We start from the raw sequence: 12,560 nt of genomic DNA on the forward strand, positions 1-12,560 counted from the left end.
CCTTCCGTGACCACCGTCCGCACCCGTCCGCCGGCGTACGCGAGCCCCGTCGACCACGTCGCCTACGGCCACTACGGCTCCGGCCGCCTGCATCTCTCCCCGGACTGGAACCGCCCGCTCTACCCCTTCCAGAGCCGCGTCACCGCCGACGGCTCCAGCGGCTTCCGCGCCGAGCCCGGCCGCTACCACCTCTACGTCGCCTGGGTCTGCCCGTACGCCCACCGCGCCGCGATCGTCCGCAGGCTCAAGGGCCTGGAGGACGTCGTCTCCCTGTCGTACGTGGACGACGAGCGCGACGGCCGCGGCTGGGCCTTCCGCGAGCGCCGCGGCCCCGACCCGGTCAACGGCTTCACCCTGCTGGAGCAGGCCTACGACGTCACCGAGAAGGGGTACGGCGGCCACATCTCCGTCCCCGTCCTGTGGGACCGGCACACCGGCCGCATCGTCAGCAACCACTTCCCCGACATCACCCTCGACCTGGCCACCCAGTTCGAGCGGTGGGCCGGCGCCTCGATCGACCTCTACCCGGAGGCCCTGCGCCCCGAGATCAACACGCTGAACGCCTGGATCTACCACGACGTCAACGCGGGCGTGGCCCGCGTGGCCCGCGCCGCCACCGGGGACGCGCGCGAGCGGGAGCGCCACCGCGTCGTGGCCGCGCTGGAACGCCTCGACGAGCGCCTGGCCGAGCGCCGCTACCTCACCGGCGACGCGATCACCGAGGCCGACGTGCGGCTGTGGGTGACGCTGGCCAGGTTCGACGCCGAGCACAACCGCGGGCATCTGATCAGCGAGCGCGAGCTGTCCGACTTCGAGCACCTGTGGCCCTACGCCCGCGACCTCTACCGCCTGCCCGCCTTCAGGGAGACGACCGAGGGCCTGCCCGCCGCCTGGGACGCCCCCGAGGGACGGCGGCGATGAGCCGCAGGCGCGTGCACCTGGCCGCGCACTTCCCCGGCGTCAACAACACCACCGTCTGGGCCGACCCCCGCTCCGGCAGCCAGATCGACTTCGCCTCCTTCGCCCACCTGGCGAGGACCGCCGAGCGCGGCACGTTCGACTTCTTCTTCCTCGCCGAAGGGCTGCGGCTGCGCGAGCTGAAGGGGCGCATCCACGACCTCGACGTGGCCGGACGGCCGGAGTCGCTCACCGTGCTCAGCGCGCTGGCCGCGGTGACGGAGCGGCTCGGCCTCGCCGGCACGGTCAACGCCACCTTCAACGAGCCGTACGAGCTGGCCCGCCGCCTGGCCACGCTCGACCACCTCAGCGAGGGCCGGGCCGCCTGGAACGTGGTCACCACCTCCGACGCCTTCACCGGCGAGAACTTCCGCCGCGGCGGCTACCTCGACCGGGCCGACCGCTACCGGCGGGCCGCCGAGTTCGTCCGGCTCGCCGGCGAGCTGTGGGACTCCTGGGCGCCGGACGCCGTCGCCGCCGACCGCGCGGCGGGCCGGTTCCTCCGTGACGCGGGCGCCGTGGGCGAGGTGCGCTTCCACGGCGAGCACTTCGACGTCGAGGGCCGCTCCACCGTGCCGCGCTCCCCGCAGGGCCGGCCGGTGATCATCCAGGCGGGCGACTCCGACGAGGGCAGGGAGTTCGCCGCCGCCCACGCCGACGTGATCTTCACCCCGCACGGGTCGCTGGAGGACGGCCGCCGCTTCTACGCCGACGTCAAGCGCCGGCTGTCCCGCTACGGCCGCCGGCCCGACCAGCTCAAGATCATGCCGGGGGCGACGTTCGCGCTCGGCGACACCGAGGAGGAGGCCGCCGCGAACGCCGCCGCCGTCCGCCGGGCCCAGGTCGGGCCGCAGACCGCGATCGCGTTCCTGGAGCAGGTGTGGGGGCGCGACATGTCGGCGTACGACCCGGAGGGGCCGCTGCCGGACGTCGAGCCCGACCTGTCCGAGGGCGTCTCCCAGGGCCAGGTGGCGATCAAGGACCGCGCCGCCGTGGCCGCCAAGTGGCGGGCCCTCGCCGAGGAGAAGCACCTGTCGATCCGCGAGCTGGTCATCGAGGTCACCGGACGGCAGACGTTCGTCGGCACGCCGGAGTCGGTGGCCCGGCGGATCGACGAGCACGTGCAGGCCGAGGCGGCCGACGGGTTCATCCTCGTGCCGCACCTGACGCCCGGCGGCCTGGACGACTTCGTGGACCGGGTGGTGCCGATCCTGCGCGAACGCGGCGCGTTCCGTACCCACTACACCGGCTCCACCCTGCGCGAACACCTGGAGCTCACATGACCCTGCACCTCGCCGTGGCCCTGGACGGCGCCGGCTGGCATCCCGCCGCCTGGCGCGAGTCCGCGGCCGACGTCTTCTCCGCCCGCTACTGGGCCGGGCTGGTCGCCGAGGCCGAGCGCGGCCTGCTCGACCTCGTCACCATCGAGGACGCCCTCGGCCTCCAGTCCACCCTGACCGACGGCCCCGACGACCGTACCGACCAGGTGCGCGGCCGGTTCGACGCCGTGCTGCTCGCCGCCCGGCTGGCCCCGCTCACCCGCACCATCGGGCTGGTCCCCACCGCGACCACCACCCACACCGAGCCGTTCCACGTCGCCATCGGCATCGCCACCCTCGACCACGTCAGCGGAGGACGGGCCGGCTGGCGGCCGCAGATCTCCGCCCGGTCCTTCGAGGCACGGCACTTCGGCCGCCGCGCGTTCCCGCCCCTGGAGGAGGTGCTGAACCGGCCGGGCGGCGCGGACCTGTCCGCCCACCCGCACGTGCGCGAGCTGTTCGCCGAGGCCGCCGACGCCGTGGAGGTGGCCCGGCGGCTGTGGGACAGCTGGGAGGACGACGCCGAGATCCGCGACGTCGCCACCGGCCGCTTCCTCGACCGCGACAAGCTCCACTACGCCGGCTTCGCCGGGCCGTACTTCTCCGTCAAGGGGCCGTCGATCACGCCGCGCCCGCCGCAGGGGCAGCCCGTGGTGACCGCGCTCGCGCACTCCCGGCTGCCCTACGAGTTCGCCGCCGCCTCCGCGGACGTGGTCTACGTCACCCCGCGCTCCGCCGAGCACGCCCGCGCCGTCGTCGAGGAGGTCAGGGAGCTGTCCGCGGACCTCAAGATCTTCGCCGACCTGGTCGTCTTCCTGGGCGAGGACGCGGCCCGGCGCAAGGCGCGCCTCGACGAGCTGGACGGGGCCGAGCTCGTCTCCGACGCCGCGATCTTCACCGGCACCCCGGCCGAGCTGGCGGACGTGCTGCTGGAGTGGCGGCGCGCGGGCATCGAGGGGTTCCGGCTGCGGCCGGGCGCGCTGCCGTACGACCTGGAGCAGATCACCCGCGGGCTCACCGCCGAGCTGCGCGGGCGCGGGGCCTTCCGGCACGCCTACGAGGCCGCCACGCTGCGCGGGCTGCTCGGCCTGCCGCGCCCCGCCAACCGCTACGCGGAGGTGTCATGAAATTTCTGCTCATCACGTTGATTGTGCACAACGACGACCGCTCGCCCACCGAACGCTTCCGCGAGGTCGCCGGCAACGCGGTCCTCGCCGAGGAACTGGGCTTCGACGGGTTCGGGGTGGGGGAGCGGCACGAGCGGCCGTTCATCTCCTCCTCGCCGCCCGTCGTGCTCAGCCACATCGCGGCCCTGACCTCCAGGATCCGGCTGTTCACCGCGGTCACCACGCTGAGCCTGCTCGACCCGGTACGCGCCTACGAGGACTACGCCACGCTCGACCACCTGTCCGGCGGCCGGCTGGAGCTGATCATCGGCAAGGGCAACGGCTCCGCCCAGGCCGAGCTGTTCCACGTCACCCCCGAGGACCAGTGGGAGCGCAACCGGGAGGGCTACGAGCTGTTCCGCCGCCTGTGGCGGGAGGACAAGGTCACCTGGCAGGGCCGCTTCCGCCCCTCGCTCACCGACGCCGAGACCTGGCCCCGCCCGCTGCAGCGGCCGATCAGGGTCTGGCACGGCAGCGCCACCAGCAAGGAGTCGGTCGATCTGGCCGCCAGGTACGGCGACCCGCTGTTCTCGGCCAACGTCACCCACCCCATCGAGCCGTACGCCGAGCTGATCGACCACTACCGCGAACGCTGGGCCTGCTACGGCCACGACCCCGCCGACGCCCTGGTGGGAGCCGGCAGCGCCGGCTACTACGCGGCCCCCACCTCACAGGAGGCCATCGCCACCTACCGGCCGGTCTTCGACGCCCGCGTGGCGTTCCAGCGGAAGCTGGGCCTGCCGGTGGTCTTCCCCACCCTGGAGGACGCCGTCGAACGCGGCTCCATCCTGGTCGGCAGCCCGCGGCAGATCGTCGACAAGGTGCTGCGCTACCACAAGCGCTTCGGCCACGAGGTGATGCACCTGCACGCCGACGCCGACGGGCTCACCGAGGCGCAGCACCGGCGGGCGCTGGAGCTGTTCCAGGCCGAGATCGCGCCCGTGCTGCGCGCGGAGATCCCCAGCCGGCCGTTCCCCGCCGCCCCGGCCGCTGTTCACGTGCCCGCCGCTCCGGTCGCCGTCTCCTCCGGAGGTGCCGCATGACGCTGTCCATCCTCGACCTCGCCCCGGTCGTGTCGGGCGGCACCGTCGCGCGGGCGCTGCGCGACACCATCGACCTGGCCAGGCGCGCGGAGGACTTCGGCTATCGCCGCTACTGGCTGGCCGAGCACCACTTCGCGCCCGGCGTGGCCAGTTCCGCCCCGGCCGTGCTCATCGCCCTCGTGGCCGCGGCCACGAGCACCATCCGCGTCGGGTCGGGGGCCGTGCAGCTCGGGCACCAGACGCCGCTGTCGGTCGTCGAGCAGTTCGGCCTCATCGACGCGCTGCACCCCGGCCGCGTCGACCTCGGCATCGGACGCTCCGGCCAGCGCCGCGCCGAGCTCACCGCCGAGGCGCGCGCCGGCGTGCCGCCGCAGTCGCGTGCCGCCGGGAAGTCCGCCGCCCCGCCGCCGGAGCCGCGCGCCGCCGAGGTCGTGGACGGGCTGCTCATCCCGCCGCCGTTCGACTACTCCCGCCTGGCCCAGCACCCCCACCTCGCCCACGCCGTCACACTGCTGCAGCAGCCGGGCGCCCGCACGCCGGACTTCGCCGACCAGATCGACGACGTGCTCGCCTTCCTGGCCGGCGCCCATGAGGTGCGGGCCGTGCCCGGCGAGGGCGCCGACCTCCAGGTGTGGATCCTCGGCAGCAGCGGCGGGCAGAGCGCCCAGGTCGCGGGGGAGCGGGGGCTGCCGTTCGCGGCCAACTACCACGTCAGCCCTTCCAGCGTGCTGGAGGCCGTCACGGCCTACCGGGAGGCGTTCAAGCCCTCGGACACGCTGGCCGAGCCGTACGTCATGGTCTCCGCCGACGCGGTCGTCGCCGGGGACGAGGCCAGGGCGCGCGAGCTGGCCAAGGGTTACGGCCTGTGGGTGCGCAGCATCAGGACCGGCGCGGGCGCGATCCCGTACCCGAGCCCGGCCGAGGCCGACGCCCACGTCTGGACGGACGACGACCGCGCGCTCGTCCAGGACAGGATCGACACCCGGTTCGTCGGCTCGCCCCGGCAGGTGGCCGAGGGGCTGCGCGTGCTGCGCCGGGTCACCGGGGCCGACGAGCTGCTCGTCACCACCATCACCCATGACCACGAAGACCGCGTGCGCTCGTACGAGCTGCTCGCCGACGCCTGGAACCGCCCGTGAGACGCCCAGTGAGACGCCCAGTGAGACGCCCCGTGAGACGCCCCGTGAGACGCCGCGCCCCCGCGGCCCTGTCCGCCGCCGTCCTGCTGGCGGCCCTGACCGGCTGCGGCGCGACGGCCGCTGAGCAGGCCGCGCCCGCCACGCTCACCTGGGCCGTCGAGACGCAGCCCATCACGCTCAACCCCCAGCAGTGGTCGCAGAACAAGACGCGGCTGCTGGTGTTCAACCAGTTCGACGCGCTCCTCTCCAAGGCCGAGGACGGCACCTACCACCCCTGGCTGGCCACCTCGTGGACGGTGTCGGACGACGGGCTGACGTACACGCTCGACCTGCGCGAGGACGTCACCTTCCACGACGGCGCGACGTTCGACGCCGCCTCCGTCAAGGCCAACCTCGACCAGTTCCTCGTGCCCGGCTACAACCCGGCCGTGGCCGCCATCCAGCTCAGGTCCTTCGGCCGGGCCGAGGTCGTGGCGCCGTACCGGCTCAGGATCACCCTGAAGGAGCCGGACGGGCTGTTCCTCGACTTCCTCGCCTCGCCGTACGCGGGGCAGGTGTCGCCGGAGTCGCTCAAGAGCGCCAAGGACCTCAAGTTCGGCGGGCCCGACCTGGTCGGGACCGGGCCGTTCATCCTCGACCGGTACGTCCAGGGCCAGGAGATCCACTACCGCCGCAACCCCGCCTACCGCTGGCCGCCCGCCGGCGCCGCCCACCAGGGCCCCGCCCACCTGGCGGAGCTCACCTACCGGTTCCTGCCCGAGGCCGCCGTGCGCGTCGGCGCGCTCACCTCCGGCCAGGTGCAGGTCATCGAGGGCGTGCCCGCCACCGAGGTCGCCCTGATCGAGAAGGACCCGTCCCTGGCGCTGCGCACGTCACTGAACTCCGGCACCGCCTACTACTACTACTTCAACACCTCCCACCCGCCCTTCGACGACAAGCGGGTGCGCCAGGCCTTCCGCGAGGCCGTGGACCTCGACGCCGTGCTCCGCTCCGTCTACCGGGGCACCGCCACCAGGGCGTGGAGCGTCGTCGGCCGGCGCAGCCCCTTCTACGACGCCTCGCTGGAGAACTCCTTCGGCGGCGACGTCGCCAAGGCCAACGCCCTGCTCGACGCCGCAGGCTGGACCGGGCGCGACGCCGAGGGCTACCGCGTCAAGGACGGCAGGCGGCTCACCGTCCGCGAGGTCGCCTCCGCGCCGTACGTCCGCGACCGCAGGGACGTCCTCGCCCAGGCGATCCAGGCCCAGGTCAAGCAGAACGCGGGCATCGACTTCCAGGTGCGGATCGTCGACCAGGGCAGCGCCCAGAGGGCCCTGGACGAGGACGAGTACGAGCTGTTCGGCAACTCCCGCGGCGACGCCGACGCCGGGGCCGCGCTCAACCTCATCCTGCCGGCCAAGGCCGCCATCAACCGCACCCGCTTCGCCGACCCGCGGGTGGACAAGTGGCTGGCGGACGCCTCGGCGTCGTCCGACCAGGCCGCGCGGAAGAAGCTCTACGCCCGGGCGCAGCGGGCCGTCGTGGCGGAGCACGCCGTGGTGTTCCCGATCTACGTGCCCGCCGACCAGGTCGCGGCGAGCCGCGACGTGCAGGGACTCGGCTTCGAACCCGCCTCCGGCACGCCCGCGAGCGCGTACGACGTCCGGATCGGCACATGATCAGGCGGCTCGGCACGGGCCTCGTGGTGCTCTGGGCCGCGGCCACCGCCTCGTACGTCGCCCTGCTGCTGGCGCCGGGCGACACCGTGGACATCCTGGTCGGCGACGGCCCCGACACCCCGGAGATCCGGGCGCGGATCGTCGCCGAGTGGGGGCTCGACCGGCCCGAGATCGTCCAGTACCTGTCCTACCTGTGGCGGCTGCTGCACGGCGACCTCGGCCGCTCCTACCAGGCGCAGCGCGGCGTCGGCGAGATCCTGGCCGGCCAGGTGGGGCCCACCGCGCAGCTCACGCTCGCCGCGGCGGGCACCGGGGTGCTGCTGGCCGGGGTCATCGCGCTCGCCACGGCCGGCCGGGGCCGGTGGGCGCGCGGCGTGGCCTCGGCCGCCGAGCTGGTGGCGGTGTCGGTGCCGCCGTTCCTCATCGGGATCGTGCTGCTGTCGGTGTTCTCCTTCACGCTCGGCTGGTTCCCCGTCTCGGGGGCGCAGGGGCCGCGCGCGCTGGTGCTGCCGGCGCTCGCGCTCGGCCTGCCCATCGCCGGCGTGCTCGGCCAGGTGCTGCGCGGCGGGCTGGAACACGCGCTGGAGCAGCCCTTCGCGGTGACGGCCAGGGCGCGCGGCCTCACCGAGCGCGCCCTGGTCGCCCGGCACGCCCTGCGGCACGCGCTCATCCCGGCCGTGACGCTGGCGGGCTGGTTCACCGGCACCCTGCTGGGCGGTGCGGTGATCACCGAGATCCTGTTCGGGCGGCCGGGGCTCGGCCAGGTCGCCATGCAGGCGGTGACCGGCCGCGACATGCCCGTCGTGATGGCCGTGGTGCTGCTGTCGGCCGTCGTGTACGTGGCCATCAGCACCCTGCTCGACCTGGCCTACCGCGCCATCGACCCGAGGATCCGGACATGACCGCGCTCGCCCGGGACACCCCTGGGGGTCCGGACATGGCCGCGCTCGCCCGGAACGCGCCGCCCCTGAGGGCCCGGCCGACCGCCGCGATGCTGCTGCCGGGGGCGTTCCTGGTCCTGCTCGCCGTGGCCGTGGCCGCGCCCGGGCTGCTCGCCGCGGCCGACCCGCTGGCCGCCGACCCGACGGCCGCGCTCGCCCCGCCCGGGGGCGCCCACTGGCTCGGCACCGACCACCTCGGCCGCGACGTGCTGGCCAGGGTCGTCCACGGCGCCCGGCACTCCATCAGCATCGGCGTGGCCGCCACCGCGCTCGCCGTCACCGGCGGCGTGCTGCTCGGCCTGGCCGCCGGGCTGTCGCCGAGATGGCTGGAGGAGGCGCTGACCCGCGCGTTCGACGTGCTGTCCACGCTGCCGGAGCTGCTGCTCGCGCTGCTCGTCGTGGCGATCACCGGCCCCGGGACGGGCAACGTCATCCTGGCCATCGCCGTCGCCCAGGTCCCCACCTACGCCCGCGTGATCCGCGCCCAGACCTTCGTCGTCCGCCGCTCCGGCTACGTCGAGCAGGCTGTGACCTTCGGCCGCCCCCGCCCCGCGATCATCGCCGGGCACGTGCTGCCCAACGTGCTCGGCCCCATCCCCGTGCTGGCCACGATCGGCCTCGGCACGGCGATCATCGCCGGCTCCGGTCTCAGCTTCCTCGGCATGGGGCCGCAGCCGCCCGCCGCCGAGTGGGGCGCGATGCTCTCCGAAGCCCGCAACTACCTGCGGGTCGCCTGGTGGGAGGCCGTCTTCCCCGGCCTGGCGATCACGCTCACCGTCGTCTGCCTGACCGTCGCCGGGCGCCGCCTGCAGCGCCGTTTCGAAGGGAGGACCCCATGACGCCGCCGCTGGTGGACGTGCGGGATCTGCGCGTGGGCTTCGGCCGGACGGAGGTCGTCCGCGGCGTCTCCCTGTCCGTGGAGCCGGGCGAGTGCGTGGCGATCGTCGGGGAGTCCGGCTCCGGCAAGAGCGTCACCGCCCGTACGCTGCTCGGCCTGGCCGGGCCGGGCTCCACCGTGCGCGCCGCCGCGTTCCGCGTGGCCGGGCGCGACGCGCTCGCCTTCACCCCGGCCGACTGGCGGCGGCTGCGCGGCGGGTTCGCCGGGCTCGTCCTGCAGGACGCGCTGGTCTCCCTCGACCCGCTGCGCACCGCGGCGGCCGAGATCGCCGAGGTGCTCGCCGTCCACGACGTCGTGCCCCGCGCCGGCCGCGCCGCCCGCGTGCTGGAGCTGCTCGACGCCGTGGGCGTGCCCGAGCCCGCGCTACGCGCCGGGCAGCATCCCCACCAGCTCTCCGGCGGGCTGCGGCAGCGCGTGCTCATCGCCTCCGCGATCGCCGCCGACCCCGCCCTGATCATCGCCGACGAGCCCACCACCGCGCTCGACGTCACCGTGCAGGCCCAGATCCTGCGCCTGCTCGCCGAGCGCAAGGCGGCCGGCACGGCGCTGCTGCTGATCAGCCACGACCTGGCCGTGGTCGCCGCCGTCGCCGACCGCATCCTCGTCATGAAGGACGGCCTCGTCGTGGAGGAGGGCCCGGCCCGGCAGGTGCTCGCCGCGCCCGCGCACGACTACACCAGGACGCTGCTGGCCGCCGTGCCCTCCGCCGCCTCCCGCGGCACCCGGCTCACCACCGGGACGCCGCGCGCCCGCCCCGCCCCGGACCCGGGTCTGTCCGCGCAGGTCCTCGCCGCGACCGGGCTCAGCCACTCCTACGACCGGCGCCCCGCCGTGGACGAGATCTCCTTCACCCTCCACGAGGGGGAGACGCTCGGCGTCGTCGGCGAGTCGGGCTCCGGGAAGAGCACGCTGGCCCGCCTCGCCCTCGCCCTGCTCGAACCCGCGCGCGGCCACGTCACCCTGCACCAGCGGCCGTGGAGCCGGCTGCCGGAACGCGCCCGCCGCCCCCTCCGGCACCGCGTCCAGCTCGTCTCCCAGAATCCGCTCGACTCCTTCGACCCCCGCCACACCGTCGGCCGGCTCGTCGCCGAGCCGCTGCGCCTGCCCGGGAGGGAACGCCGGGAGCGGGTCCTCGACCTCCTGGACCGCGTCGGCCTGCCGCCGGAGACGGCCGGCCGCCATCCGCGCGAGCTGTCCGGCGGCCAGCGCCAGCGGGTCGCCATCGCCCGCGCTCTCGGCCCCCGCCCCGACGTGCTGGTGTGCGACGAGCCGGTGTCCGCCCTGGACGTCTCCGTCCAGGCCCAGGTGCTCGACCTGCTCGCCGACATCCAGGCCGAGTACGGCACCGCGATGGTGTTCATCTCCCACGACCTGGGAGTGGTGCACCACGTCGCGGACCGGGTGCTGGTCATGAAGGACGGCCGGGTGGTGGAGGAAGGGGACGTCGAGGACGTCTTCGCCCGGCCGCGCCACCCGTACACGCGGGCCCTGGTCGCGGCGGTGCCGCGCCCGTCATGGTCCCTCTCCGCAGGACGGGGATCTGGTGTGGTCGGGGACGACCCACCCGCGGGGTCGCCACCGGGTCACCGGTTGCGCACGTGCAGGCCGAAACCTCTGGTGCCCGGCGCTTCCAGCCCCTCCTTCAACCGCAGTGACGGGATCTCGTAGTCACCGAAGTTCTGGCGCCGGAACGCGATCGGCTCCGTCGTCTCCAGCGACAGCAGCCGCTCCTTCCACGCCTTCGCGGCGTCCTCGAAGTCACCGCGCGTCAACCTGTCGGTGCCGTACAGCACGAACGGCGGCAGCACCTCCATGCCCGGGTAGTACAGGATCCCGTGGTGGATCGGGAACAGCAGGTCCTCGATCGGGCCGTTGATCCCGCGATCGGTGTAGTGGGACTCCGGGCCGCCGACGGTCACCGACAGGACCGCCCGCCGCCCGCGCAGCGTCCCCTCGCCGAAACGCTCGCCGTACCGGGTCTCGTCGTGCACGCCGACCCCGTACGCGAAATGGAAGGAGAACACCCGGTCCACCCAGCCCTTGAGGATCGCCGGCATCGTGTACCACCACATCGGGAACTGGAAGACCACCGTGTCCGCCCACAGCAGCTTCTCCTGCTCGGCCGCCACGTCGGGAGTGAGCGCGCCGGCGTCGAACGCCCCGGCCGAACTCGGTATCACCCGCAGCGGGCTCGTGGCGTGCCCGCCGAAGTCCGCGGCGTCCACCACGGCCTTCCAGTTCATCGCGTACAGGTCGCTCACCCGCACCTCGTGCCCGGCGGCTTCGAGAGTGGACACGGCGAGGTCCTTCAGAGAGCCGTTCAGCGAACGCGGCTCGGGGTGGGCGTGGACGATGAGCGTCTTCATGGCTGTTCCCTTCAACAAGGTGTGTCGCCACAGATGATTCGCCGGCGAGGCCGCGTCGTTCAGGGGCGCCTCTTCCATCGGACGGCACTTCCTGGTATTGGCAGGACCACCTTCATCTGCCTCTATGGCGCCATATTGGGGGCATGGACGATCTCGCGGGCTTCCTGCGCACCCGGCGCTCCCGGGTCGACCCTTCCGCCGCCGGCGTCCCCACCGACAGCCGCCGCCGCGTCGAAGGGCTGCGCCGCGAAGAGGTCGCGCACCTGTCCGGAGTCAGCGTCGACTACTACGTACGCCTGGAGCAGGGCCGCGCCACCCAGCCGTCCGACCAGGTCCTCGACGCGCTCGCCCGCGTCCTCGGCCTCGACGACACCGAACGCGGGCACCTGTACCGGCTGGCCCGGCAGCGCCGCCGCCGCGCGAAGCCGCCCGGCGGGCGCCCTCGGCCGGAGCTGCTGCGCGTGCTCGACCTGGTCACCGACGCGCCCGCCCTGATCATGGACCACCGGATGGACGTGGTCGCCGGGAACCGCCTCGCCGGGCTCCTCTACGGCCGGGAGATGCCGGGCCTGAACACCGCCCGGCACATCTTCCTCGAGGAGGCCGAGCGCGGCCTGTACGCCGAGTGGGAGAAATGCACCCTCGACGTGGTCGGGCACCTGCGCCTGGCGGCCGGGAAATACCCCGACGACCCGCGCCTGGCCTCACTTGTCGGCGAGCTCGCGATGGGCAGCGAGCGCTTCCGCCGCCTCTGGGCCCGAGCGGACGTGCGCGCCCGCGCACATGGACGCAAGGCGTACCGGCACCCGCTGGTCGGACTGCTGGAACTGCACCAGGAGAACTTCGCACTTCCTGATGAGTCGGGCATGGAGCTGCTGGTGCTGTCCGCGGCGCCCGGGAGCCCCGCCGAGGACGGACTGCGCCTGCTGGGCGCGTTCAGCGGGGACGGACGTCCCACGGTGGAAGGCCCGCCGGCGACGCGCGTGCCGTGAGCCCCGGGAAGCCGTTGGGGCCGGACACCGGCGGGGTCCGGGATGCCCCACCCGGTTCGCCGCCGCAGACACGGCGGCCCG

11 protein-coding genes are annotated in these 12,560 nt (G+C 74.1%); 10 read left to right on the plus strand and 1 reads right to left on the minus strand.

Going from position 1 to position 12,560, the window contains the following annotated elements; genetic code table 11:
* Positions 1 to 6: 6 nt before the first annotated feature.
* Genes Nocox_RS19480 through Nocox_RS19520 form a run of 9 tightly spaced genes read left to right on the plus strand, consistent with a single transcriptional unit; the run spans position 7 to position 10,789 of the window.
* Complete coding sequence (locus Nocox_RS19480) at positions 7 to 921, plus strand: glutathione S-transferase C-terminal domain-containing protein (protein WP_020539722.1); 915 nt, start codon at positions 7 to 9, stop codon at positions 919 to 921.
* Positions 918 to 2,240, plus strand: coding sequence for an NtaA/DmoA family FMN-dependent monooxygenase (locus Nocox_RS19485; protein ID WP_033407455.1), 1,323 nt, complete (start codon positions 918 to 920; stop codon positions 2,238 to 2,240). Before Nocox_RS19480 ends, Nocox_RS19485 begins: the two co-directional genes overlap by 4 nt.
* Entirely contained in the window at positions 2,237 to 3,403 is a 1,167-nt protein-coding gene (locus Nocox_RS19490; RefSeq protein WP_020539720.1) for an LLM class flavin-dependent oxidoreductase, read from the plus strand. The genes Nocox_RS19485 and Nocox_RS19490 overlap by 4 nt, the downstream gene beginning before the upstream one ends.
* Entirely contained in the window at positions 3,400 to 4,485 is a 1,086-nt protein-coding gene (locus Nocox_RS19495; RefSeq protein WP_033407452.1) for an LLM class flavin-dependent oxidoreductase, read from the plus strand. The genes Nocox_RS19490 and Nocox_RS19495 overlap by 4 nt, the downstream gene beginning before the upstream one ends.
* A complete protein-coding gene (locus tag Nocox_RS19500) occupies positions 4,482 to 5,624 on the plus strand; it encodes an LLM class flavin-dependent oxidoreductase (protein ID WP_020539718.1) in 1,143 nt (380 codons plus the stop codon). Before Nocox_RS19495 ends, Nocox_RS19500 begins: the two co-directional genes overlap by 4 nt.
* Before the next feature lie 32 nt (positions 5,625 to 5,656).
* A complete protein-coding gene (locus tag Nocox_RS19505; protein WP_246649819.1) occupies positions 5,657 to 7,282 on the plus strand; it encodes an ABC transporter substrate-binding protein in 1,626 nt (541 codons plus the stop codon).
* The gene (locus Nocox_RS19510) at positions 7,279 to 8,184 is read left to right on the plus strand and encodes an ABC transporter permease (protein ID WP_020539716.1); all 906 of its coding nucleotides are present in this window, start codon (positions 7,279 to 7,281) and stop codon (positions 8,182 to 8,184) included. Before Nocox_RS19505 ends, Nocox_RS19510 begins: the two co-directional genes overlap by 4 nt.
* Positions 8,181 to 9,062, plus strand: coding sequence for an ABC transporter permease (locus Nocox_RS19515; RefSeq protein WP_020539715.1), 882 nt, complete (start codon positions 8,181 to 8,183; stop codon positions 9,060 to 9,062). The genes Nocox_RS19510 and Nocox_RS19515 overlap by 4 nt, the downstream gene beginning before the upstream one ends.
* Positions 9,059 to 10,789, plus strand: coding sequence for a dipeptide ABC transporter ATP-binding protein (locus Nocox_RS19520; protein ID WP_020539714.1), 1,731 nt, complete (start codon positions 9,059 to 9,061; stop codon positions 10,787 to 10,789). Before Nocox_RS19515 ends, Nocox_RS19520 begins: the two co-directional genes overlap by 4 nt.
* On the opposite strand, the gene Nocox_RS19525 is transcribed toward Nocox_RS19520, so the two are convergent.
* Entirely contained in the window at positions 10,705 to 11,487 is a 783-nt protein-coding gene (locus tag Nocox_RS19525) for an NAD(P)H-dependent oxidoreductase (protein ID WP_020539713.1), read from the minus strand. The genes Nocox_RS19520 and Nocox_RS19525 overlap by 85 nt on opposite strands.
* A gap of 143 nt (positions 11,488 to 11,630) precedes the next feature.
* Here Nocox_RS19525 and Nocox_RS19530 point away from each other — a divergent pair, with 143 nt between their 5' ends.
* The gene (locus Nocox_RS19530) at positions 11,631 to 12,479 is read left to right on the plus strand and encodes a helix-turn-helix transcriptional regulator (RefSeq protein ID WP_020539712.1); all 849 of its coding nucleotides are present in this window, start codon (positions 11,631 to 11,633) and stop codon (positions 12,477 to 12,479) included.
* Positions 12,480 to 12,560: the final 81 nt, after the last annotated feature.

It is taken from the genome of Nonomuraea coxensis DSM 45129 (assembly GCF_019397265.1).
Classification (GTDB): domain Bacteria; phylum Actinomycetota; class Actinomycetes; order Streptosporangiales; family Streptosporangiaceae; genus Nonomuraea; species Nonomuraea coxensis.

Coding starts and splice junctions, on each gene's coding strand:
- Nocox_RS19510 (WP_020539716.1), top strand. CDS start 7,279: ATGATCAGGCGGCTCGGCACGGGCCTCGTGGTGCTCTGGGCCGCGGCC.
- Nocox_RS19520 (WP_020539714.1), top strand. CDS start 9,059: ATGACGCCGCCGCTGGTGGACGTGCGGGATCTGCGCGTGGGCTTCGGC.
- Nocox_RS19515 (WP_020539715.1), top strand. CDS start 8,181: ATGACCGCGCTCGCCCGGGACACCCCTGGGGGTCCGGACATGGCCGCG.
- Nocox_RS19495 (WP_033407452.1), top strand. CDS start 3,400: ATGAAATTTCTGCTCATCACGTTGATTGTGCACAACGACGACCGCTCG.
- Nocox_RS19500 (WP_020539718.1), top strand. CDS start 4,482: ATGACGCTGTCCATCCTCGACCTCGCCCCGGTCGTGTCGGGCGGCACC.
- Nocox_RS19490 (WP_020539720.1), top strand. CDS start 2,237: ATGACCCTGCACCTCGCCGTGGCCCTGGACGGCGCCGGCTGGCATCCC.
- Nocox_RS19530 (WP_020539712.1), top strand. CDS start 11,631: ATGGACGATCTCGCGGGCTTCCTGCGCACCCGGCGCTCCCGGGTCGAC.
- Nocox_RS19525 (WP_020539713.1), bottom strand. CDS start 11,487: ATGAAGACGCTCATCGTCCACGCCCACCCCGAGCCGCGTTCGCTGAAC.
- Nocox_RS19485 (WP_033407455.1), top strand. CDS start 918: ATGAGCCGCAGGCGCGTGCACCTGGCCGCGCACTTCCCCGGCGTCAAC.